This is a genomic window from Halobacteriovorax sp. HFRX-2_2, from assembly GCF_043196705.1.
Classification (GTDB): Bacteria; Bdellovibrionota; Bacteriovoracia; order Bacteriovoracales; family Bacteriovoracaceae; genus Halobacteriovorax_A.
On record NZ_JBEBMT010000002.1, the window covers coordinates 551,294 to 575,335 of the forward strand.

26 protein-coding genes are annotated in these 24,042 nt (G+C 36.9%); 20 read left to right on the forward strand and 6 right to left on the reverse strand.

Annotated features, from left to right (window positions below):
• The 9 genes from ABMA79_RS07860 to mnhG form a co-directional block, all read left to right on the forward strand.
• Positions 1-854, forward strand: an 854-nt coding sequence (locus tag ABMA79_RS07860) for an HAD-IC family P-type ATPase (protein WP_393091591.1), incomplete at its 5' end; no start/stop codon positions are given.
• 125 nt (positions 855-979) lie between these two features.
• Positions 980-1,198 (forward strand): hypothetical protein, encoded by a 219-nt coding sequence (locus ABMA79_RS07865; protein ID WP_393091594.1) that lies wholly within the window; start codon positions 980-982, stop codon positions 1,196-1,198.
• Between the two features lie 117 nt (positions 1,199-1,315).
• Positions 1,316-3,433: a hydrogen gas-evolving membrane-bound hydrogenase subunit E gene (gene mbhE / locus ABMA79_RS07870; protein WP_393091597.1), complete on the forward strand. Its 2,118-nt coding sequence runs from the start codon at positions 1,316-1,318 to the stop codon at positions 3,431-3,433.
• Entirely contained in the window at positions 3,426-3,851 is a 426-nt protein-coding gene (locus tag ABMA79_RS07875; protein WP_393091600.1) for an MnhB domain-containing protein, read from the forward strand. Before mbhE ends, ABMA79_RS07875 begins: the two co-directional genes overlap by 8 nt.
• Complete coding sequence (locus ABMA79_RS07880; RefSeq protein ID WP_393091602.1) at positions 3,852-4,163, forward strand: sodium:proton antiporter; 312 nt, start codon at positions 3,852-3,854, stop codon at positions 4,161-4,163.
• Positions 4,163-5,638, forward strand: coding sequence for a complex I subunit 5 family protein (locus ABMA79_RS07885; RefSeq protein ID WP_393091604.1), 1,476 nt, complete (start codon positions 4,163-4,165; stop codon positions 5,636-5,638). Before ABMA79_RS07880 ends, ABMA79_RS07885 begins: the two co-directional genes overlap by 1 nt.
• 10 nt (positions 5,639-5,648) lie before the next feature.
• Positions 5,649-5,996 (forward strand): Na+/H+ antiporter subunit E, encoded by a 348-nt coding sequence (locus ABMA79_RS07890; protein ID WP_393091607.1) that lies wholly within the window; start codon positions 5,649-5,651, stop codon positions 5,994-5,996.
• On the forward strand, positions 5,993-6,262 hold the full coding sequence (locus ABMA79_RS07895; protein ID WP_392859193.1) for a monovalent cation/H+ antiporter complex subunit F: 270 nt from the start codon (positions 5,993-5,995) through the stop codon (positions 6,260-6,262). The genes ABMA79_RS07890 and ABMA79_RS07895 overlap by 4 nt, the downstream gene beginning before the upstream one ends.
• Complete coding sequence (mnhG, locus tag ABMA79_RS07900) at positions 6,259-6,543, forward strand: monovalent cation/H(+) antiporter subunit G (RefSeq protein WP_393091609.1); 285 nt, start codon at positions 6,259-6,261, stop codon at positions 6,541-6,543. Before ABMA79_RS07895 ends, mnhG begins: the two co-directional genes overlap by 4 nt.
• Here the strand turns inward: mnhG and ABMA79_RS07905 are convergent.
• Complete coding sequence (locus ABMA79_RS07905) at positions 6,538-7,461, reverse strand: hypothetical protein (protein ID WP_393091612.1); 924 nt, start codon at positions 7,459-7,461, stop codon at positions 6,538-6,540. The two genes, mnhG and ABMA79_RS07905, sit on opposite strands and share 6 nt — an antisense overlap.
• A gap of 22 nt (positions 7,462-7,483) precedes the next feature.
• On the reverse strand, positions 7,484-8,497 hold the full coding sequence (locus ABMA79_RS07910) for a S8 family serine peptidase (protein ID WP_393091614.1): 1,014 nt from the start codon (positions 8,495-8,497) through the stop codon (positions 7,484-7,486).
• A 176-nt stretch (positions 8,498-8,673) separates the two neighbouring features.
• On the opposite strand from ABMA79_RS07910, the gene ABMA79_RS07915 reads away from it, so the two are divergent.
• A complete protein-coding gene (locus tag ABMA79_RS07915; protein ID WP_393091617.1) occupies positions 8,674-9,351 on the forward strand; it encodes a hypothetical protein in 678 nt (225 codons plus the stop codon).
• A gap of 15 nt (positions 9,352-9,366) precedes the next feature.
• Here the strand turns inward: ABMA79_RS07915 and ABMA79_RS07920 are convergent, their stop codons facing one another.
• Positions 9,367-10,830 carry a hypothetical protein gene (locus tag ABMA79_RS07920; RefSeq protein WP_393091620.1) on the reverse strand — a complete coding sequence of 488 codons (1,464 nt, stop codon included), beginning with the start codon at positions 10,828-10,830 and terminating at the stop codon, positions 9,367-9,369.
• 396 nt (positions 10,831-11,226) lie between these two features.
• Between ABMA79_RS07920 and ABMA79_RS07925 the strand changes: the two genes are divergently transcribed.
• From ABMA79_RS07925 to ABMA79_RS07950, 6 genes are all read left to right on the forward strand, one after another.
• Positions 11,227-11,499: an RNA recognition motif domain-containing protein gene (locus ABMA79_RS07925; RefSeq protein WP_392859207.1), complete on the forward strand. Its 273-nt coding sequence runs from the start codon at positions 11,227-11,229 to the stop codon at positions 11,497-11,499.
• A gap of 59 nt (positions 11,500-11,558) precedes the next feature.
• Complete coding sequence (locus tag ABMA79_RS07930; protein WP_392859209.1) at positions 11,559-11,771, forward strand: hypothetical protein; 213 nt, start codon at positions 11,559-11,561, stop codon at positions 11,769-11,771.
• A 470-nt stretch (positions 11,772-12,241) separates the two neighbouring features.
• Positions 12,242-12,511, forward strand: a complete 270-nt coding sequence (locus ABMA79_RS07935) for a PepSY domain-containing protein (RefSeq protein ID WP_393091622.1) — start codon at positions 12,242-12,244, stop codon at positions 12,509-12,511.
• Entirely contained in the window at positions 12,511-12,933 is a 423-nt protein-coding gene (locus ABMA79_RS07940) for a cytochrome b/b6 domain-containing protein (RefSeq protein WP_393091625.1), read from the forward strand. Before ABMA79_RS07935 ends, ABMA79_RS07940 begins: the two co-directional genes overlap by 1 nt.
• Positions 12,934-13,044: 111 nt before the next feature.
• Entirely contained in the window at positions 13,045-14,148 is a 1,104-nt protein-coding gene (locus tag ABMA79_RS07945) for a hypothetical protein (RefSeq protein ID WP_393091628.1), read from the forward strand.
• The gene (locus ABMA79_RS07950; RefSeq protein ID WP_393091631.1) at positions 14,148-14,639 is read left to right on the forward strand and encodes a hypothetical protein; all 492 of its coding nucleotides are present in this window, start codon (positions 14,148-14,150) and stop codon (positions 14,637-14,639) included. Before ABMA79_RS07945 ends, ABMA79_RS07950 begins: the two co-directional genes overlap by 1 nt.
• A 36-nt stretch (positions 14,640-14,675) precedes the next feature.
• On the opposite strand, the gene ABMA79_RS07955 is transcribed toward ABMA79_RS07950, so the two are convergent.
• Positions 14,676-17,837, reverse strand: a complete 3,162-nt coding sequence (locus ABMA79_RS07955) for an RCC1 domain-containing protein (RefSeq protein WP_393091633.1) — start codon at positions 17,835-17,837, stop codon at positions 14,676-14,678.
• A gap of 259 nt (positions 17,838-18,096) precedes the next feature.
• Between ABMA79_RS07955 and ABMA79_RS07960 the strand changes: the two genes are divergently transcribed.
• Positions 18,097-19,122 (forward strand): hypothetical protein, encoded by a 1,026-nt coding sequence (locus ABMA79_RS07960; protein WP_393091636.1) that lies wholly within the window; start codon positions 18,097-18,099, stop codon positions 19,120-19,122.
• A 25-nt stretch (positions 19,123-19,147) separates the two neighbouring features.
• On the opposite strand, the gene ABMA79_RS07965 is transcribed toward ABMA79_RS07960, so the two are convergent.
• Entirely contained in the window at positions 19,148-20,881 is a 1,734-nt protein-coding gene (locus tag ABMA79_RS07965; protein WP_393091638.1) for a cystathionine beta-synthase, read from the reverse strand.
• 132 nt (positions 20,882-21,013) lie between these two features.
• On the opposite strand from ABMA79_RS07965, the gene ABMA79_RS07970 reads away from it, so the two are divergent.
• Both ABMA79_RS07970 and ABMA79_RS07975 read left to right on the forward strand, forming a co-directional pair.
• A complete protein-coding gene (locus ABMA79_RS07970) occupies positions 21,014-22,177 on the forward strand; it encodes a lanthionine synthetase C family protein (RefSeq protein WP_393091641.1) in 1,164 nt (387 codons plus the stop codon).
• A 14-nt stretch (positions 22,178-22,191) separates the two neighbouring features.
• Entirely contained in the window at positions 22,192-22,812 is a 621-nt protein-coding gene (locus ABMA79_RS07975) for an HD domain-containing protein (protein ID WP_393091643.1), read from the forward strand.
• A gap of 13 nt (positions 22,813-22,825) precedes the next feature.
• Here ABMA79_RS07975 and ABMA79_RS07980 read toward each other — a convergent pair whose 3' ends face one another.
• Positions 22,826-23,377: a TetR/AcrR family transcriptional regulator gene (locus tag ABMA79_RS07980; RefSeq protein ID WP_393057517.1), complete on the reverse strand. Its 552-nt coding sequence runs from the start codon at positions 23,375-23,377 to the stop codon at positions 22,826-22,828.
• 84 nt (positions 23,378-23,461) lie between these two features.
• On the opposite strand from ABMA79_RS07980, the gene ABMA79_RS07985 reads away from it, so the two are divergent.
• Entirely contained in the window at positions 23,462-24,028 is a 567-nt protein-coding gene (locus ABMA79_RS07985) for an NAD(P)H-dependent oxidoreductase (RefSeq protein ID WP_393091646.1), read from the forward strand.
• Positions 24,029-24,042: the final 14 nt, after the last annotated feature.

Genomic DNA, 24,042 nt, shown 5'->3' on the forward strand with positions numbered 1-24,042 from the left:
TGTTAAAGAATCCTAATTTTTTTAAGAGTGTCGACATTGTAGCAAGGTGTAATCCTATTCAAAAACTTAGAATCGTCGAGAGTTTAAAGAGAGCTGGTGAGTTAGTTGTCGTTACTGGTGATGGAGTAAACGATGTCCCTGCTCTTAAGGCCGCCGACATTGGAGTGGCAATGGGGCTAAGAGGAACAAGAAGTGCAAGAGAAGTCTCTTCAATCATCCTCACAGACGATAACTTTAGTACGATCGTTAATGCAATTCGAGAAGGAAAACAACTTTTTGAAAACCTGAGAATGAGCTTCAAGTATCTTTTACTTATTCATATACCATTTGTTCTTACGGCCGCAATTATTCCGTTACTAGGTTACCCTCTGCTTTATTTACCGATCCACGTGGTATGGCTCGAACTTATCATTCATCCAACAGCTCTATTTGCATTTCAGCAAGATGCTAAGCAGGGCCCTCGTCGTCAGGAACTCACGACTCGAAAATCCTTTTTTAATCGAAGTGACTTAGTAATCATCTTGGGCATCGGGCTTGGCTTAACAATCATCCTTGTTCTCTTCTATATTAGCGCAGTCGCTGAGGGCCAAGATGTCGCTCACGGACGTGCAAAGGCCATGGCCCTTCTTTCTTTTTGGAGTGCAGGGATCGTTGTGGCCTTAACAAGAGGAAGGACTATTACAGCAAAGCTTATCATTGTAATCACTTCACTCATGACTATTGTCCTCATTCAGAGTTCATTAATGGATAAGATACTTCATTTAACACCTTTGCATTTTATGGATTGGGCAAAAGTTTGTGCAATTGTTCTTTGTTTTGTTATTGGCCTTAAAATATCTAGGTCTTCAATATAACAAGAAAGTAAATAAAAACCTAAATTTATCATTGAATAAATTAATATAATCTATTGTCAATATATATATTATTGCTGTTTACAATTCCGGTATAGTTATTGGAGGTGTTAACAAAGGAGCATTGCATGAATGCCGATGAAATCATCTTCTTAGTTTCATGCCTCGCATTGATTGGGGTATATATTACGATTGAGAAGTTTATAAAAATTAAATCTTCGAAAAGAGACTACTATACTAATGCCGGTGATATGAGCGATACAAAAGATCGTAGTAGTAAGGTTACTACCGATCACTTAGTGGCCATGAAAAAGAAAAATCAATTATCAGCTAAGAAAAGCGCTTAGAAAAAAACGATTCACTTCTGAGGTCGTACTTAATTAAGTATGGCCTCAAAATTTCCAACACACACTTAGATAAAATTAAACTCGTAATTTGTACGAAGGATTGTTTTGAAGATACTAATGGAAGGTATATTTTCTCTATCAAGTGTGAATAATCTATTTGGTGCACTTGTGGCCATCATTGGGTTAGGTGTCTTTGTCTATAGTTTCTTCTATATGAAGAGCTTTAGCATGAAAGATAAAATTATCTACTATATCTCACTTATTCTTTTCACAATTTCGATGTTTGGAATAATCTACTCATCAAATCTATTACTATTATATTTATTTTGGGAAATGACGAGTGTCACATCCTTCTTTTTGATTGGACTAAAGAATGAGGATTCAAAAGTTAGAGAAAAAGCAAAGTGGGCCCTGTACACAACTGTAGGAGGTGGGCTTTTTCTTCTCTTTGGTATCTTATTAATTTCTCAAATAGGAGTTGATTTAGGCCTATCATTTTCTGAGTCATTTAACTTATCCAGCTTAATGAAAAGGGAAGGCTTCTCTAATCATGAGTATTTTAAAGTTTCTTTGATCACACTATTTATAGGAATTAGTTCAAAATCAGCTCTTTTTCCATTCTCGTACTGGCTTCCTTTGGCCATGGCCGGCCCGACTCCCGTCAGTAGCTTTCTTCACTCTGCAACCATGGTAAAGGCCGGACTCATCTTAGGAGTTAAGGTATTTCCACTATATGCTCAAGATCCACTGTGGCAGGTGCTCTTTATTGGAGCAGGTATTTTAACTGTGCTTCATGGTGGCTTCCAGTGTCTGCTACAAAGTAATTTTAAGACAATGCTAGCATATTCCACCATTTGTATTCTTGGAATGCTTGCCATTCTACTTGGGATTGGAAACGAATATTCAATCATAAGCTTTGTCTTATTAGTCATTGCACATGCTTTTTACAAGGCAAGTCTCTTTCAATATGTTGGCTATTTTGCAAAAACTTTAAAAACAATGGATAGACATGAATTATTAAATAGTGATCGTGTTGGTATATTGCCATTTATTGTAGCTCTATTGAGTACAATGAGCATGGTAGGGATTCCACTAAGTGTGGGCTTTTATGCTAAGGAATATATTTACTTAACATCGATAAAATCTTATCTACTATGGATTCTCGTTCCTACCTTTTTTCTTGGAAACCTCTTTATGGGTATTCAGGCCGTCAATCTTCTTCGTGTCTCTTGGCCACAAGTAAGAAGTTACGTAATCGGTTATAAGGGACTTCTTATCTCTCCATTAATCTATTCATTAATCGCATTATCTATTGCCCTGGCCCCAAATATATTGGGGATTAATTTAATTGCTGAGAAGGTAGTAGGTGAGGTTGGGCTTAGCTCTCAAAGTCTTCATATTAAACCTTGGCATGGGCTTGAGTACCCATATGGAACAGTTTTAGTTCTAAGTATCATTACTATCTTAGGTAGTGTTTTAGGGAGTATTCTTCTGGATAAGCACTTTTTGAAACTCGATGAATTTTCAAAGAAATATTCTGACTTTAGTCCATGGCCCATGCTTGAAAGGGGACTGTCTATTACTTTGGATGTATTTAAGAAAATGAATCTGGCGTTACAAAATGGTAATTTCGCCCACTATATACGCATCACTCTTGGTTTTCTTACACTCCTGACTCTTTCTACTCATATTGGGATAGCAAATATAGTTTCTCCAAAGATTGACTTCACACTGTCAAAGTTTTTGAGTTTATCAGGGATTTTAGCTGGATTGGTTTTTGCATACTTAAGTAAATCAAATCTTAAAGCAATTCTCTATTTCGTTCTTTCCGGCTTCTTTCTGGTTTTATTCTTCGGCTATCATAGTGCCGCAGATGTTAGCATGACTCAGCTTATGGTTGAAACTCTCTCTTTATTCTTTGTATTCTTCCTCATTAAGGCCGTTCCCATTGATGGACGGGACTTGAGAATTAATATTAAACCGATTAATTTTATAATCGCTTTCTTGTACGGAGTTTCGATATTTATTTTTTCCATGGCCAAGAATCTTAATTTTGATATGACTGCCAGTCGCTACTTTTTTGAGAATTCAAAGCTTTTGGCCAAGGGGGAGAATGTTGTTAACGTCATTCTTGTGGATTATCGGGCCATGGATACATTTGGTGAAGTGCTTGTCGTGGCAATTGCAATTGTTGGTGTACTAGCAATTTTCTCTAAGAGAGGTGAACGTGAATGAGGCTCTAATACGGGGAAGCTTTAAGGTTGTCTGTCCACTTCTTGCTATCTTATCTCTCTTACTACTTTTAAGAGGACATGATCTATCAGGAGGAGGCTTTATTGGTGGGTTAGTATTATCATTGTCCATGATACTCCACTTTATCTCCCATCAGGATTCTAGGTTAAGGAAATGGATATACACTAATTTTACTTCTATTATCGCTATGAGTATCTTAGTTCTTATTCTTGTTTTCATAATACCCATTGCCTTAGGAAAGGCCGGTCTGAGTTCTATGTGGACAAGTATCCCTTTTCCGATCGCTGGAAAAATTAGCTCTGTCTTAGTATTTGATTCAATTGTTTTTATCATTGTCTCATCAAGCACTACCATGGCCTATGTGAAATTTATTAGTTTCTCAAAGGAGAGTGGTGTTTAAATGACATTTCTAGTTGGTTGTATATTTTTATTCATCGGTTTTCTTTTCTTACTAAAGAACACATGGGTCAATAGTATCTTTGCCATTATCACATTGGGCAATGGAGCAAACCTTATCATTTTCTCAATTGGCCAGGTCGTTGCTCATGGATACCCCTTCGCCAAAGAAGGAGATACCTTCGATTCCCACTTTGCAGATCCCTTAACTCAAGCGCTTGTTCTAACCGCAATCGTCATCTCTTTTGCAACACTGTGTTTTGTCATTTCTGTGATTAAGAAGATTAATGACTCTAGGCAAGGGGGAAAGGCGTAATGATCCATCAATACTTCTTTGTCATCTTTCTTGTCTTGCCGCTTCTTTCTGCATCCTTTACGCTCATGTTTAAAGAATCTGAACGGTTAGGGCTATTCTTTTCAAACTTATTTTCACTCTTATACTTTATATATTCTGGGATTTGTCTCTTCTCTTACACTGAAGCTTCCACATTTATCGCAGGAGACTGGGAGAGTGGTATCGGAATATCTTTAAGCTATGATCTCTTCTCTGGTGTTATGATTTTTGTTATTGGAGCAATTTATTTTACCGGTGCACTCTATGCGTACCCAGGAGTTACGGTTGAGAAAAAGAGTGTCTATCACTTCTTATATAACACCCTTTTTTTAGGTCTTACAGGGGCATTTCTTACTCGCGACTTATTTAATTTATTTGTGTGGTTTGAAATCACACTTATGAGTAGCTATGTTCTTGTCGTACTTGATTCGTCTCGAAAAAGACTAAAGAGTGGGCTGAAGTATATTCTTCTTAATTTTATCAGTGGGCTTATCTTTTTGATTTCAATTGCTCTAATTTATAAATTTACAAATACATTAGACTTTAAAGTCTTAAGTGTGAGGCTATCTCAATTATATGCAAATGATGCGGGCCTCGTTCGCTCTCTTGCGCTCTCGCTCTTCGGTGCCTTTGCCATTAAATCAGCGTTCTTTCCTCTATTTTTTTGGTTACCAGAAAGCTACCCAAAGCTTTCCGCAGGCCTTAGTGGAGTCTTGGCCGGGCTACTCACAAAGCTAGGGCTCTATGCAATGATTAGAGTTTTTGGACAGGTTTTTCCGCCAGATCTACAGTTGTTTTGGACAATTCTTATTTTGGCCATATTGACTCTTCTCATCGGTGTATGGTTCGCTGTCGTCCAAAATAAATTACGTGAGATCTTAAGTTATCATATTATTAGTCAGGTTGGTTTCATTGGAATAGGTGTGAGCTTTTGTTTGCATCCTGATATGGCAATAAAGAAGTTTGGACTAGCTTGTGCCTTATTTTATATTTTTCATCACATTATTGTTAAAACAAATCTCTTCTTTGTTTCTGGCCTTGTTAGAAACTTTGCATATACGGAAAAGATAACAAAATTGGGAGGGCTACTTAAGACTTCTCCAACAATTGCGATACTATTTATGATCCCTGCTGCAAGTCTAATTGGAATACCTCCATTTTCTGGTTTTTGGGCAAAATTAGGTCTTTTTAAGATAGCGACTGAAAGTCGTCTTATTTGGATCATCATACCTATGATTATTGGAAGCTTCTTCACATTATATAGTATGGTCAAAATTTGGAGTGGTGTCTTTTGGGGAGAGTACCATGAGTTTATTGTCTCTTTTCCCAAGGTCGCAATCATTCGATCATATATCTCTTGTATCTTACTTTGTATTTTTACTCTGATTATTAGTTTTAACCCTCTTCTCATCTTCAAACTGGCCCAGCAGGTGGGAAAGATTGGATTGGTGTATTAGTGAGGTGTCGATGAGATTATGGTATATTTTTGAATTTGTTATTCTCTACTTATGGGATCTTTCTTTAGGGGCACTAAGAGTCGCGCAAGATGTTGTTACGCCTCAGAACTTATCTACTCCTGGTATTATAAAATTTCCACTCGAAGTACAAAGCGATTTTGAAATTGCTCTTCTTTCTAATTTAATTACCTTTTCACCGGGGACAATGGTCATTGATTTAGACCCAGGTAAATCACACTTATATATTCATATGATGTTCTTAGAAAACGAAGAGGAAGCAATAAAAGAATTTAAGGAAGTTATTGAAAATCGTGTGTTAAGGATATTGAGAGGAAGTCAAAAGGAGAAGTCAAAATGAGTGTGCTACTAATGATTTCAACTGGTATTGTTATTCTAACATTTCTTTTGCTGACAATCGAAGCAAAGAGAGAACAAGAAGTTTTGGTCAAAGTCTTGGCTTTCGACTTAATTGGAATTTCAGGAGTTAGTCTCTTTCTAATACTGTATACAGCAAATAGAGATACATTCTTTCACAATATAGCGCAACTATTTGCGATTGTTGGCTTCGTTACAGCATTTGTCTTTGCTGTATTTTTATCAGATATGAATAAGGAGAGTAAATGATACATTTAATAGGTGAGGTCTTAATTCTCTTAGGGTCTATCTTTGTTTTCTTGGCAGTTGTTGGATTTATTAAAATGCCAGACTTCTTCATGAAGCTTCAAGCTGCAAGTAAGGCCAGTGCCTTTGGTGCTGCACTTATCTTATTGGGTTCTAGCATGATTATTGCTGAAATTAATATTATGATTACCAACTTTGTACTCTTCATATTTCTTCTTATTACAACACCAATTGCAACCCATGCAATGGCCTATGCTTATGCTAAGAAGAATGAGATCTCATGACTTTAGTAAACCGCTTAAGTTCTTCACGAAAGCATATGTCAAAATCACTGCAAAGCCGCTAAGTGCAATGAGTATTGTTATATCATCACTCTTACCCAATTGGTCTAGAAGAGGTTGGTAATTGGACATATTCTCAAGAAAATTATCGATAATTTGTTTTTCTGCCTGTGACATCTTTGTTGTGTAGACATGTATGGTAAGAAAATAGAGACCTCCTCCAAAGATAAGGGAGAAGATAACACCAAAGAGATTTGCGACTCTAAGCTTCTTATTAAAGTCTCTTGATGTCTTAATATACTTATCGCTATTTTCAAAATCAGAAGGGGCAATGATATCGTTATTCGTAATCATCTTCTCCCTCATGATTTCGAGAAGTCCTCGGTGATCGTTTGAAGCTAATGCGTGTTTTTTCATGCGGCCCTTGATCACAAGAGCTATGGGAGTGAAGGCCACTAGTGATAAAAACGGAATAGTCATTTTATAGATGAGATCAACTTTTAAAAGCCCAATAATTACCAATGGGATTATGACAAAGAGTAGGGAGACATAGGTAAAGACTTTATAAACATTGTCTTTTTGTAGAACTTGATTTTCCTTGTCTTCAACGAGGTAAATTTCAACTTCTTTTCCTATGAAGTTATTGAGATAGTTCTGATTTGTTCCGAGAAATAACTTTCTTTCACCCTGTTTGATATATTCAATAACTGGACGAATCGTTGTCGAGGTTTCACGTCTACCACGTGATCTTCTTGTCTTGGTTTCTTCTTTAAAGGCAATAATCTTACCTTTTGTGAGCCTACCATGCTTTTTATAGTATGAGTTTACACTTCTGATAAGAAGATGAAAGAAGAGTCCGAAGATGGCCATGGCCCCTAAGAAGAATAGAGGAATGAAGTTATCAAGGAGTTGATTTATCATCTCTCCATTATATCACAAATTATTACTTGAGCGCCTCGAAGGCATCAATAATCCCTCCTGATACACTAAGACCTTCTAGCGTCTTTAGAGGACGGCTTGTTTGTATAAGCCTTTCACGCATTGTCCACCTCGCTTCAGGGCCATACTTTGTTAGAACCATAGCTGCAACGGCGGCCACAAGTGGTGTTGAAAAGCTCGTGCCACTTGAATAACCATATGTATCCGATAGGTGAGTCGTTTGAATTTTTACACCTGGTGCAAAGAGGTGGACAGACTTGTTTCCATAATTTGAGGACTTCGCTCTTTTTCCATTCTTATCATTTGATCCGACGACTATGATATTTGAAAACTCATCTGCATAGGCTCCTGGATAGCGATTTGTTGAGTTTTCAACTCCTACGTTTCCAGAAGAAGCAATGACAAGAATACCTTTGTCATTGAGCTCTCTAAGAACTTTCTTAAATGCAGGAGAAGTTACTTTTAGACGTGCAGAAAAACTGATGATATCTGCACCTCGCTCCATAGCATATCTCATGGCCTCAATGAGGTGTGGAAGCTTCTCTTTTCTCTTGGCCATAGGCTCCGGTTTGACGATAGGGATGATCTTTATCCCCTTAGCGACACCTTTGATACCAATGTCATTATTATGTTTGGCAGCGATGACTCCTGCTACAGCTGTACCGTGCTTTGTTTGAAAATCGTAATCGCCGGCCAACTCACCATTTTTCTTATTCGAGTTATAACCATAGTAATCGTCAGTATAGCCATTATTATCATCATCAATACCATTATTTGGAATCTCATCTTTATTGATAAGAATGCTATCTTTTAAGTCTTCATGATTGACGTCAAAACCTGCATCAATAATTGCAATGACTGGTTGGTAATTCGATTCAAGGATCTTCCAGGCCTTCTCAATATTAGCGCCCTTATTCTTAGTATTATATTTTAGATACCACTGATCTTTTTCAAGAGGATCATTTGCAAGGGCCGCGCTTAATGTAAGAAGTGAAAGAAGAGATATGATTATCTTCATAGGATAGGTATTCCTTGTCGTTCTATATTCGTTTTCTTCCGGGACTTATAGTATTTTTAGTTACTTGGAACAAGGGCAAAGCCAATAATCCTAAAGATTTTACAATCCTTCCGTCTCAAACTTTAAATCTGCTATAACGTAACAACTTTGAAGATATTATTTATTTAGGGACTGTTATGAGAAAGATATCACTTACGATTATTCTACTAGTACTTGGGCTAAATACATGGGCCGTTGATTATAAGAGATATAAAGGTGGATGCGAATTTAGCGCTTCTTATCAAGATCTTTTTACTTATGAGACGCTATTTCAGGATAAGAAAATCTCGTTTCGTAATAACTTTGTCTATACTAAGGAGAGCCTAGGGCCTGCTGAAGTTCTACACCTTGATAGAGGATTTACTCCTGAAAATGCTGAACTACCGCTTGTTGATTATAAGTATCTTTATCAACGCTTTGTTTATCAAACAGCACCAAGCCTATATACATATTTTGCTGGACTACCATTAGTTAACTTCAAGAAGTCTTATTCTAAGAGTGAGGGGAAGCAATTCCTTGTCTCTCTGATCAAATCACTCGTGGATGAAGAGTTTACTGCGCCACTGGATGAGATCGAATACTTTGAGTCAGATGTTGAGTTCTCTAAGTTGTACTCAAGAGATAATGGTATCGAAAATAATAGCTACCTTGTTAATGATAGAAATTTTAAAGGCCTAACGACGGATCACTCTAAGCGTAGTGTGACAATTCGTTACCAACTTCACTTTTCACCAAAAGTTCATAACGGTGCTTCTTACCACTTGTATATGAGATGTTATGGTAATGAAGAAATGAAAAGAGTTGTAAGAAGATAAGCTTTTTAATACTGGCTACAATTCGTTGCAGCCAGTTGTTGTCTTTATAATTAATATCGTCGAATTCTTGATATCAATTTTGTCACGACGAGTTTCTTCCCATTTCTTTTCAAATTGACTCTCAAAGCTAAGATGATCAAATCCTGAAAGGGCCTTTTCATTCACAGTCATATACTTATCTGTAGTTCTTGGTAAAGTGATGGTTTGGCCATCAATAACTGAAGTTAAGAACGATATCTTATTGTTGGCACATACTGTATGTACTGAATCATTAGGTCTCGAATAAATCTTTGTAATATTCAATTTCTTATAAATCCTAGCAATATAATAATCATGATTAGGTCTAAGCTTCTCGTCGTCAATCAGGCCATAATCTGAGCCTACAATTGTTTGGCGAATAAGCTTCTTATTTCCAGCTGCCATGACCTTAAAAATATGATCGAAGAACCACAGAGCAGAGTTAAATTCTGTTGATACACCAGGTTGACCTCCACATTGAGCAGGGCCAGTTTCTCCTAACCAAACTTCTTTTGAGCGCCCTTTTGTGACTTTTGTAATGGCCTCCATTGTCTCAATCATATCATTGGATTTAATGGCCTTAATCATGCTCTCGTTGTCTGATTTAATAACTTGAAGTGGGCAACGAGTGGATTGAGTCGGGTAGTAGTGCCAAGTATAGATATCGAGTTCACTACCCAGATCTTTAACAATATTAAAAGAGTTTACAGTGAACCAATCAAAGACTTCTCCCAAGATTGGCCAAAAGGCATTGGCCGGGCCTGCTAGCTTCGCTTCAGGATAGTACTTTCTAATAATATTTTTAATCTCACGGTAGTTTCTCTTATATTCGCTTTCACTAATTTGACCAAAAGGCCCATAGTTTAGAAAGAATGCATTGGCCTCATTTCCAAGTTCAAAGTACTTTATGTCCTTGATCTCTTGCGATAGATTTTGAATAAAATTTTCAATTGGAGTCAGATTAAGCTCTCCATCATTACGATAGCCTGGCCCAATATTTAGTGTGATAAGAAGATCTAAATTATTTCTAGAGACAAAGCTTTTAATATTGTCGAGTTTGGTCTTGTTAAAAAGAGTCTGAAAACCTTGCTCCATTTCTGATTGAGTAAGAGCAGTGCGAGTCGACTTAATATCATAGTGTGCGGAGTCTGCTTCTGAACCACCTAGTCTGAGGGTGAAGGGGGCGAGAGGTCTTAATAATTCATCTAATTTATTTCGGTTGAAATCAAATGGTTTTGTTATCTTTCCACCACGTCCGCCTGTGAAATCCATTGATCCTTCCCACCATTTTCCACCAAGTACTTGCGCCATATCAAGTGCAAATGAAAGGTAGTCTTCGCTGACATCAATTCCCTCATTATTTGGCATGTCGAATTGGATAACTTGGTTATTGTAGGTAGGAAGTTTTGTATATAAGAATGCAGTAGGTAATAGGATTAAAAGGATAATAAAATTTTTCATACTTTATTATTACAATAGTTACAATGGTGATCCAAGACAGTTTTCTGTTAGTTTTTTGATATTAAATTGGATATGCTACCTTTTGCATTGCTCATTCTAAGTAGTTGCATTCATTCATAATTACGTATATTTGCTTATAATGCATTAGTAGGCTATACTAGGTAGGTCGGGATTTTCTTTATGGCCAAGTAGCTAGCAATCACTGAATTATAAATATCTTTTTGACTATAGGATAAATAAATTGTCCTAGGTTATTTTCGCTATTAGCAACAGTCTAAATGATTTAATTAAAACTTAAATTACACAATCTTGTGTATTAGGGACAGTTGTCTCGTTATATCTTTTACTTTTAGTGATGAGCATATCTCACTAAGGGGATTTACCTTGGAGGTAAAAATGAAATCAAATGTTTATGTAGGAAATTTATCATACGATATTGAAAACTCTGATCTAGAAAAACTATTTGCTGATGTCGGAAATGTTGTAGCAGTAAATGTTATAAGAGACCAAGAGTCAGGTAGAGCAAGAGGTTTCGGTTTTGTTGAAATGGAAACTGCAAGCGATGCTGAAAAAGCAATTAATGACCTTAACGATAAAAACTTTATGGGAAGATCTTTAATTGTGAATATGGCAAAAACAACAAAGAAAAAAACACACAATCGCTACTAGTTTCTAAATAAATTGGGCGTCATTTTATGGCGCCTTTACAATTTTACTAGGAGAAACTAATGATTATAGATTTTGAAAAACACATTATTGATAAAACAAAAGTATATTCAGATGAATATGGAGTTGGAAGAGTTGTTGGTATTTTTAAGTTGTATGACGGAGTCTTTGATTATTTCGAAGTTCACTTCGAAAAAGACAATTTAAAAAAGTACTTTCAAGTGAGAGCAAATGATAAAATGCGTATTTGTTCTAATTCAATTATTTTATCTTAAATACCAAATGACTTGGAAATGAAATTGCTAAGGAAGTAGTTTCATTCCTGATTCTGGCAGCTTGCTCATATTAATCGTAACATTATTTTTTCAACAGTTTTTGTGTTCTTTATACTAAATTCTTTAGTTCTTTTAATTTTCTCAACTTGACGTGAGGAATTTCACATTTTAAAATTTATATAGTTAGGGAGTAGTCAGTTGCCGCCCGAAAAGGCAAAAGTTACGTCGACATAATGGGGAAACCCCGGTGTAACTGCAAGAACCAATCTTGTTGACGAGACTAGCACTAGTAATTAAATGTAATTGCTGTGTAGTCTTGTATCCACCTATAAAACTCACCGCAATTCATGTAGTGAGGATATTATTCAAAAATTAATTTCAAATTTAACCAGAAAGCATTTTGTATATGCCAATATATTATTGGTTTATATTGCTTGTTTTCAAAAAAAATATCTAGAAAGGAGTATTAGATGAAAAAATTATTAGTATTAACAATTGTTGGCTTAGCGTTAGTTTCATGTTCGTCAAAGAAAACTCAGTGTACAACTGAAGATAAGAGCAAGTGGCAAGACCAAGAAGAATTTCAAGCAAAGCTTGTGGCCGAAGGTTACAAAATTAATAAATTTAAAGTAACTGAGGGGAATTGTTATGAGATTTACGGATGGGATAAAGACAAGAATAAAGTTGAAATCTATTTTAGTCCAGTTGATGGCTCAATCGTTAAGAAAGAGATGCACTAATGGATAAAGCAAGACTCCCATTAGTATTTAGAGTCTTACATTGGGGAGTGGCCATTGCGGTCCTCCTCAATGCTTTTGTGCTTGAAGAAGGCAAGCTTATCCATCGCTATCTTGGTTATGTTGCAGTTTCGCTTGTCCTTTTAAGACTATTAATACATAAGAAAAATCCAATTGATCATTATAATCCAAAGGCCAAGTATGTATATTGGTCGATGTGGGGAGCAATTATCGGACTGGCTTCTACAGGATTTCTAATGGGCCTTGACCGCTTTTTCGGAAATGATCTTTTAGAAGATATTCATGAAGTATTTTCAAATATCCTAATTTTTCTCTCTGTTCTTCATTTAGGAGGTGTCTTCTTCGATGCTTATAAGATGAAGCGAAAAACATGGATGCTTATGATAAGTGGTGAAAAAGATTAATAAATTTTAGCAATCTTTCAAGGCGGCGCATACCTATTCAAGGTAATAATTACAATGGCATAGGTTGCTGATTTTGCATATGCTAGGATGCCTCAAATTATGAGGTATCCTATGAGAAAGCTAAAACTATTGTCTTTAATGACAATGATTTCAATAACTTCATCACAAGCTGCTGAGAGATTTGGTGGCATCTTCTTTGATTCTTCAGTGCCTGCCCATCAGGTGTACTCTTTAAAAGAAGACCTTTCGTATCTCTATCAATCAGATCTTAAGAATATAGACGATGACTTTTCACTATTCTTCGAGCTTGAAGAAGTAAATGGACCGACTCTTTATAATTGGATTTATAATCGTGTGAAATATGTCGTAGGCCAAGACTACCGTGTACGTGGACGCAATTATGTCACACAAAGAGGTTATCAATTTCCTACGTCACCTCTTCCAGAAAGTTCAGCATTTCACAATACTGATGCCTTCGGTGGTGTGGTTGTCATGTCAAATATTGGGGCAGGACTTTATCTAAGTGGGAAGAAGTCAAAGCTTTTAAAAGGTACTAAGATCAATCGTCAAAAAGTTTTCGCTACTTCTCCAAGAGTTGGTATTTTACAAATCGGTGAAGGGCTATTTTTAAATAGTATTCTGATTAATGACGAAACAAATTCTGAAGCAAATAAAATTAAGCGACTAGGAACTCTTTTTCATGAAGCAAGACATAGTGATGGAAATTCTGAGCATATTGGTTTTAATCACCACACATGTCCAGAAGGGCATATGCTATATGGGTTTTCTGCTTGTGAAAAGTATGGAAATGGTTCTTATCAGTTAGAGGCCATCGCAACAAAGAATTTATTAGCGAATTGCTCAACTTGTAGTGTCGAAGATAAAACGAAATTAGAAGCATCAATTGCAGATGCCTTTGATCGCGTTCTTACTATTTCTCATCGCAAGAGTGAAGAGCAGCTCTTAAATGAGATCGAATCTTATAAGAAGGTTGTCGATTTCTACATCGACTTTATGGTTATGAGTCCTTCTCAAAATGAAACATCTCAAAAAGAACTTGATCGCTTTACTGCCATGTATGAAAAGGCCAAGGGCCAGCTTGAAGAACTGAGAAATACGCCGGCGCCTAAAATGATGGATTCAACTCCTGAAGGTGAGTACTCACAAGTAAGTACTGAAGAATCATCTAAACTCATCGAGGCATCAATTAAGTAATGAAGAAGCGATTTATCCTTCTCACATTGGTCGCTGTTGCAATCCTATTTCTAGTGGATCGCTCTAAGACACTTTCTGTGTCTTCGGAGAAGTTTGAATCAACTCTGGTGAAGAATGTTAAGAGCAAAGAAGTTAATCAAAAACATTTTTTTGATGAAGAGAACTTTGAGCAAGAATTAAATGATTTACCAATAGCTGCAGATTTACAAAAACTTACGCTGAAAGAAGTTCATCATACGCCAGAATTAATTAAGGATGCGGGAGAGTTGATTGGAGAAGTCCACGCAAAGGCCCAAGTTGATCCTGCTAAAAGAGCTTCCGCAATGAAGTTCTTTAAAGACTGCGCTGAAGATAACGAAGTTGTCCGCCCCATTCGTGCAGTATGCTTAAAGAAGGTATACAAACTTATGCCTAAGTGGAAAATTGCTACAGTAATTTCACATGAGAAAATCCCGGAAAATGTTTCAGCTTTAGCTTTTAAACTTCTCTAATTATCCAAAATATTTTAGTTCATCTATTACATAAGGTTAGGGGATACCAAATGTATTTGCTCCTCCCACAAAGATTTCACTAAATTTTATTCCACGATTGTACTTTATCAAGTTAGGATTTACACCCCAAGCGTCTTGTGGCTCAGCTCCCGTCTCTGTTCCGGAGTCATAACCAAAGCAGTACATGTCACTAGTACCATTCTCAAGTCCACAGCTATGATAAAGACCTGCTTGAAATGTCGACCACGAGTGTCCACCTGGTACAATAATAGGTTGAGGGGAGTCTGTGGATACACCTGTTGCTCGATTATTTCCATCGCCCCAACAATATGCACTATTATCAAGTCTTACGGCACATACATGATCATTTCCAACACTTAGAGATCTCCAAATGCCTGAACCTCCTGTAACTTGTACCGGAGTATTTGAGTCTGTAAATGAAGTGTCATTTCCTAATTGGCCGTCATCGTCACGTCCCCAGCAATAGATATCATTTCCAGTTGTAAGCCCACAGGCAAAATTATTTCCAACACTAATGTCTGAAAAAATATGTCCACCTGATACAGGAACTGGTGTTGGAAATGGCGTCGCGTCTCCAGTAGTCACACCATTGCCAAGTTGGCCAAAACGATTAGATCCCCAGCAATAAGCAGCTCCATCTGTACGTAGGCCACATGTTGATGACTGATTATTATTCACCTTAAGCCAACTATGTCCTCCGACAACAAGGTTTGGTGTTGTGAATGCTGCGGTTGCATCTCCACTTCCTGCTTGCCCTAGAGAGTTCTCTCCCCAACAATAAGCATCATTCGTTGTTGTTACTCCACAAGTTGTTGAGTAAGTCGATGTTACACTTATCCACTTGTGTCCGCCACTAACTAAGACTGGTGTATATTGACTTGTATTTGCACCACCATCTCCAAGTTGTCCATCAACATCACCACCGACGCAATAGAGGTCATCATTTGAAATAATTCCGCAAAAGTTTTCATAATCACTAGAGATAAATTTCCAATCGAGATTACCTGGGACTTTCTTTGGCACATAATAACCACCATCATTTATTCCATTTGCAATACCACCGTATGGCCAATAGTCACCCCAGCAGTATGCTTCGTTTGAGGTCGTGATTGCGCATATATTAAATCTTGCCATCCTTACTTTACTCCAAGAATAAGAGCCTACGACGAGATCAGGAGTTAGTTGATTAGTTGTATTACCATTACCTAATACACCGTAGCCATTAGAGCCCCAGCAATACATTGTGTTTGTGTTATCAATTCCACAAGAAAAACTCTGGCCTTGGATTCCGATATCTACCCAAGTTTGTGATCCTGAAACTTTTACTGGCGAGGCTGAAGCAGCACCTAGTCCATTCCCAAGTGCTCCACTTGTTGCAGGAGTTCCTCCGCCCCAACAGTAAACTTCACTCCCGTCTGTTAGTCCACAGGCGTGGTATCGAGATATATCGACTTTTGTAAATGTATGGCCTCCTAAGACGAGAGAAGGAGAGTAGGTGTCAGCACTATTTCCATCACCAAGTTGGCCAGCAACTCCTTCGCCCCAACAGTACGTTAAATCAGTACTCGTGATCGCACATGTAAAGCGATAGCCGACTGAAACAAATTTATATTTAGTCCCTGGAGTTACTTGAGTTGGATTTGGGGTTAAGGTTGTGTTGTCACCAATACCAATTTGTCCGTAACTATTATCTCCCCAACAGTAGAGATCATCAGTATTAGTAATTCCGCAAATATGAAGTCCTCGTGTCGAAGCTATACTCTTCCACTTTAAGCCTCCTGGCATTAGGGCCGGTGTACTTGTATATGTATTACCCCAGCAGTAGAGATCATCAGTGGAATCGATTGCGCAAACATCACGGTTAGCTACAACAACGTCCTTCCACGTTTTTGAAGCTTCAACGATACTTGGATAATAATTATCATTTGTCGTTCCATCCCCATGACGTCCCCATGTTCCACTTCCCCAGCAGTAGAGCTTAGCATTCGTTGTGATCCCGCATGAAAAATTATTTGAAAGACTAAGTTCATCCCACTGAAAACCACCAATCATTTTATAAAACTCATTTGGATATGTAGAACCATAGTCAGCAGAATCATAAACACTAGTAATCGCGTTATTTAAACCAATCATGTAAGTATTGCTTCCGCTAAATCCTGTGGCCATCCCACGTACCTCGTGTTCTGAAGACGTCGTCACTCCATCTGTGTAATAAATTGTCGTAAGGTAGAAGCCATCTTGAGATGCATTTAGTCTTATATCAACTGTACACGAACTGCCGTCACTCAAAGAGAAACCAGTACAATTATCATTCACAACTTGAAAATTAGCAGCGCCACCATATAGATTAGGAGAAAATAGAGGCCCTGTCGCTGAGCCTGTTGTGTTCGTCAACGTCAGTGTCGTATTTGGTCCTGGTCCTGTTCCTCCAGGTTGCTCAACAAGAGAGAAGGCTTCCGTACCAAATGATAGAGCTGTTATAACAAGAGCTGATGTATAATTTGCGCTTTGAACTGTACTTGTATTCCCTGCCATATCGATGGCACGAATTTCAACTTGATAATCAGTAGATGATTCTAGTGTTATACCACTGATGTAGCTGCCTTTTGTAAAATCAGTCCAGTCTTGAATAAGAGTTGAGTCAGAGACTTTTGTTACTTTGATTTGGTAGCCCTCAAGAGCGATATTATCAGTTGAGTCTGTAGTCCATGTTATATTTGGAGTTCTTGAAAGACTTAAAGGGACTGTTCCGAATGTTGGAGCCGAAGTTGGTGTTGGGGCCGATATATCAAGAGTAATATCTTGAGTGAAAATTTCAGAAGAAATATTATCAGAAGAATCGGAGATATAAATATAGACAGTCTTTTGACCATCTCCTCCAGAGAGAGTGAAACTTGTTGGAATAGGAGAAATCCAATTGGCGCCACCACACGTTCCTGCTGCCGTTGTTGCAGGTAGAGTAGTTTGAGTTTCACTTATACAAATTTTCGAACTCGCATCAAAACCATTATTTTCAACATTAACTGTCGTCGAACTTGTGTATAGTTTGGAGTTAGTAGAAGTATCTTCTAAAACAATTAGGTTGTTATTTATTTGGCCAACATCAATAAGGATTTCTGATTCTTTTAGACAGCTTCCTAGTAGAAATAATAAAGATAAAATGAATATTATTTTCATTTTTGCCCTCTCCCTTACATAACACATCTTCGTATCGACATTGGGGACGATAAACTTTATTGTAAACGTTTTTAAAAGAGTACGTGTAATCAGTTGCTTACGCTTGTTTTCTAATCTATCTATATAGAAATATGCCAATAAATTAGCAAACTGTGGCGCGTACTTTTACTAATGTTGGATTATTCTTCCATGTAAAGATAAATTATGTAGGAAATAATATAATTTTATTTAAGTTTCTTTTATTTTTTGGAGAGAAAAATTGAGTAAAACAGTTTTCTTTGTTCTTATATTTACATTCGCTTCTTATGTAAATGCAGCTGATCAAAAGTACTTTAAGAGAGTGATTAGCTTTGGTTATCTTGTACAGCAAGAAGAATCACTTGAAGATATTTATCTAAAGTTTACGAAGAGTAATTTTAAATTTTCGAAAAATAATAAGGTTGTTCAAAAAACAATAAATGCAAATAAAGAAATTAAGAATTGGGATCGACTTGCATCAAAGACAAAAATTAAACTCTATATTGATCTAAAGACTATCGACTTTACAAGTATTGGAGACTACGACCAAAATTTAAAAAATAGCATTATTAATTATATAAGTAAGGCCAAGGCGTATCGCCGAAATCGAGAGGAGAGGTCGAAAAAGTTTCAATACTCTTTATTCTATATGACTTCTAAAGGAAGTTTTGAACAGCAGCAAGGGAGTGATCGAGTTAGGTTTAATCAGAACTCATCTTTTTCATTAGGTGCCATGGCGATCTATAGTCCTAATAAGGGGCCATTTACTTATTCATCAAGTCTTTACTATTCACATCTTAATACTGCCTCAGATAATCAATCATTAGATAAGCATAAAATTGATCCTGAAATTGGATTCAATATTTATGCTGATTATAATTATAGAAGTAAGTTTAATACACATTTTGGTTTTGATGTTGAAAGGTTTAATACTTTTAATATTGATGGCCTAGTTAATAATGAAATTCAATTTGATACAAATCTTGTTGGTTACTTTACTGTTGGTATTAGTAAAAGCTTTCAGTTATTTAAAAGAAACTTCTATTCTAAATTAAGCATTTCGCAATCATTTTTTTCGAATAGAAATCTCGCCTACAATTCTTCTGTAAACACCGGAGAATTTCAGGGACAGAAAATCATTATTTATCTTTCTGGCGAAATAACAAAGAAGTTCTTTCTCCACGGTATGTATAAGTATCATACGATGAGTGGTCCTTCTAACTTATCAGCTAATCGACTGGGAATAGGCTTCGGTTACAAATTTTAGTTTGGCGCTTGTTATAAGAGAGGCTTTAATAAGCCTCTTTTACAAATCTTTTAAAAATTTCTTTATGTTTTTCTAAATTAAAATCGGCAGCAACAGAGACACGAACAATATAGTCTTTGTCGCTCTCTTTCGTTGTTCCTTGAGTTGAAGTGGCCGGAACAGTCCAGTAACAGCCTTTAAGCTGGCCATAACTTACACAATGCTTACTTTCTTCAGGAATAGCATCAATCATCATGCGAATTAATTTGTGGTTTAGTTCACGCTTGTGTTCTTCGCTAGTGGCCGGAAGGTCTAGTGAGAAAACAGAAGGTGTAAATGTTGCATCAGCAAGTTCATGTGAAACAAAGTTGATCTTTGCTTTTGGAAGTTGCTCTTGAATATAATCAACGAACCCGCGTGTATTTGAATAGGCCTTTGCAATTCTTTCGTTCATCGCTGGCATTTCACGAGTAAGAATTTGAAGTTGTAAATTTGTTGCAACGTTATCACAAAGCTTTAAGTGGTTTTCAACAAAGCTCATATACTCAGCAGCACTATCACTTGCCACAGCATAGCCAGCTGTACAAAGTCCACCACTTGGGAATTTTGAACCACTTACATATGAAATAACCCTAACGTCATTTAGGTAGCCGTGATCGCCAAAGAATTTCACATTTGGACAAAATGTTTGATCGAGATTAAAAACGGCACCAACAGCAGTCGCTCCGTCATTGGTAAATCTTGGCTTCTTAAGTGTTTCACGAAGTTTAATTAAGTCTGGAATTTCCACTCGTGGGTTAGTTGGAATCTCTCCAATAATATATGGAACTGCATCTGCATGAGCGACGTCTGTTAAAATACGCTCAAGCTCTGTTACCATATCCTTACCGCTATCAACAGGTAGATCAATAATTTCGACGTTATCGATACAAGCGGCAACACGTCTTGCTTGGTCATTTGTTCCACCGTAACAATTTGGAGGGACGATAAACTTAATATCCTTTCCTGGGTGATTTTCATTTGCATAGTGAACTTGCCCCATCATGATTGCATATTGAGCAGAAAGCCCACAATTGCTAAAAGCAACAGGAGTCTTAGAATTTGTAATTTCTTGAATTGTTCTTGTTAGCTCTGTTGTGTCGACAGGAGTCATGCTTTTTGGACTTTCTCCAGTCATGGCCTTAATTACTGTAAGACAGTTTTGCGGAGTCATGGCAATCGATTCACGACGTCTTACGTGTTGAATCTCTTTAATGTAAGCAGCGTTGTTGTCATTAACAGTGATAACACTTCCAAGATTTGGATAGCGAGCAACATTGATATCAGCTTTTTCACTTCCATCGATAACAATCGTTGTTCCATCAAAGTCTTTGTCCATTGTTTGATTTTGAATGAAGTCATATTGATAAACAGATTGAAAGAGTTCTGAAAGAGGCTTTTCACTTACAATTTGAGTGTGAATCCCTTTAAATTTATTTGCTCTAAGAACAGCAAGGATTGGCATTGTCTCTGAAGAAAATGAAATAACACTCTCTGGATTTAAGTCAGCTTCCTTTGCAATGGCCCACTCTAGAACACATGAAAGAGGGTGACCAAGGCGAATATAATCATACGCTGTTGGTAGCTCTTCAAGTGCAACACCTTCTTCAAGTTTCGTAAGGAATTCAACTTTTGCAAGCGACTCATTGTAGATATCAAGCCTGTGTGTCGTTAAACGAAGCCAGTCTGTAGGCATGTTATTTACGATTTGCGTTAATGTCTTTGTTATATTTGTGTCCATATGGAACTCCGTAATTAATTCAATATTTGGTGAGATTCTACGATATAAATTATCAGATGTCGGCCTTTGGCAGGGGATTTTTTTTGAACACAATGTTAAAATAATCCTAATAATACAGGGGTAGGGGTAATTATGTTGTTTGAACCAACAAAGCACGAAGTTTTGATTGATACGCCGTGGAATTTAGAGACAGTAAAAGAAGTTATTGAGTCAATTTTTAATGACACTCTGAGAAAATTTGATCCTAAAAAATATTGGGTTGCTGACAAGAATGAAGATGCGCAAATCAAAAGTAATAAGACGATTTATTATGGCGCTGCAGGTACTGTTTGGGCGTTGAATAAAGTTTCAGGATTTCTCAATCGTGACCTCCCTTTTAATAAAGTAGAATTATTAAATCAAATTCATGAGGACTATCTTCGTCGCCCAGATACTGATAATGTAGTTCCTTCTCTTTTTCTTGGAGAAGTTGGAATTCTTCTCGTTAAAAACCAATTTGCCCCATCGAAAGAAATTCAAGATAAAATATTTGAATTAGTTGAAGCCAATATTGAAAACGCTACGATTGAGGCCCTATGGGGTGCTCCTGGAACTATGCTTGCAGCTTCTTTTCTTCATCGTGAAACAAAAGAAGAGCGCTGGTCGAAACTCTTCCTAAAAAATGTCGATTTTTTAATTAAAAAACTGAAAGAAGAAGAGGCCAAAGGTGAGCTTGTTAGGGAACAAGATATGTATGGCAAGAAAGTTCGCTATATTGGAGCAGGCCACGGCTACTTTGGAAATATTTTTGGAATCTTAAAAGAGATTAATCTTCTCTCTCAAGGTGATAGGGATTATCTCCTTGCTCACGTTAAAAAAGTTATGAAAGCTGTTAGTAAGGAAGAAGGTGAGATGATGAATTATGAAGTTGTCTATCCTCCAATGCCGCAAATAAAGCAGTTAACACAATGGTGTCATGGAGCTCCTGGGGTAGTGACTTCTCTTGTAAATTATCCTTGCGATGAATTTGTTAATGATTGTCTTTTAAAATCAGCTGAGGTTATCTGGCAAGCTGGGCCACTTAATAAAGGGATTTCTTTTTGTCATGGAACTGATGGAAATGGCTATGCCTTACTTCAAGTATATAAGAGAACAGGTGATAAGAAGTGGCTTGAGCGTGCTCGCTCATTTGCCATGCATGCACTAACTCAAAGAAATGGCCGTGCGACTCTTTTTACGGGTGAGATGGGACTCGCTCTTTATCTTATTGACTGTATTAATGAAGGAAGTGATTTTCCTTTCCTAGACATCATTTAATTGGAGAGTCTTAAATGTTTGAAAAAGAATTACTAGATAAAATCAGATCTTACTATGATCACGATGATCCGAGTCACGACTGGTCTCACGTTATTAGGGTAGCAAACTTATGTGAGAGACTCTCTCATGGCCATGAAGTCAATTCCAGAGTCTTAAGCGCTTCTGCTTACTTACACGATATTATCAATATTCCTAAAAATAGTGAGCACCGTAGTAAGGCCAGCGCACTTGCTGCACAAAAGGCCAAGTCCTTGCTTGGTGAAAGTGATTATTCTAATAGTGAAATTGAGCATATTGCACAAGTTATCTTAGAGCATTCATATAGTGCCAACTTAAAGGCCAGCTCAATTGAATCAGAGATCTTACAAGATGCAGATAAGCTCGATGCAATGGGTGCCATCGGTGTAATGAGATGGGCCAGTTGTGGAACTAAGATGAAATCTAAGTATTATCATCTTGATGATCCATGGGCACAAGAGCGCACTTTAGATGATAAGAGTTTTTCTCTAGATCATTTTGAAAAAAAGTTATTAAAACTAAATGACCGTCTTAACACGCAAGCAGGAAAAGAAGAAGGGAAGAGAAGGCTTGCTTTCTTTCATGCCTTCTTAGATCAACTTAAATCTGAAATATAATATAGCTATCGGCTTAGATGACATCTTTCAGGATTTTATCAATTTCCTTTTCAGAAAATTCTGCACAATTATCAATGATAAGAAACGAAACGCCGTGGATACAGGCCAATATTTTCTTTATTTTATAATCATCTTTCTTAAGCTTTGTCTTTGTATCGATTGATTCCAAAAGGTATGCATAGAGTTGATCTGTGATGCTTTCAACTTCTTGAAACTCATCCATTGAACAAATTTTCTTAAAATAAATGGCCCTAAAGTGTCCTTCGTTTTCTTTTGCAAAATTAATATAAGCTTTACAGAACTTTAGAAGGCCAGGGGACTTTGAGTTTGAAATAATATCAAACTCTTCTTTAAGAAGACTTACTCCTTGAAGAGCAAGTTTTACTGCAATTTCATTTCTTGATTTAAAGTGCTTATAAATTGCAGCAGGAGATACTTTGCAAGCATTGCTAATATCTCTTATTGAGAAATCGACACTTCCATTCTCTGCAATGATTTGACTTGCATTCAATAGGATTGATTCTTTAAGTGCGCCATGATGATAAGTATCCGATTTTTTTCTCATTTCTTTATTTTGCCTTCTTTTTGCTTGAAAGTAAACAAGTGTTAACTTATATTATGTAAACAAGTGTTAACATTTGAGGAGCATATGAAAAATATTTTAGTTATCCAAGGTCATTCTGATTCAACTTCTCTTACATACTCTCTTGCCAAGTCTTATTTTGAGGCACAGGAGGCCAAGGGAAATCGTGTAAGCTTAATTGATCTATCTGAAATTGAATTCAATCCTATTTTAGACAAAGGATATAAAGAAATTGTTCCTCTTGAAGATGTGCTTATTTCTGCACAGGCATCAATACAAGAGGCCAGTCATATCGCTATCTTCTACCCAACATGGTGGGGGAGTCTACCTTCCAAATTAAAGGGTTTCTTTGATCGTGTTTTCTTGCCAGGGTTTGCCTTTAAGTTTGAGCCAGGGCAGAGCTTTCAAACAAAACTTCTGAGTGGTAAGACTGCGACAATTGTTACGACAATGGATACGCCACCTTTTTATTACAAGTACGTTCAAGGGAATTTAGGGCCAAAGCTACTTAAAAGTTTAATTCTTAGCTTCTCTGGGATTAAAACTAAGAGAACGGTTTTAGTGGGACCTGTGCGTAATTTCGATGAAAGCAAGACGAGGTCTTGGATAGAGAAAATGAAGCATATTGATTAAAAGAGGCCCTAGGA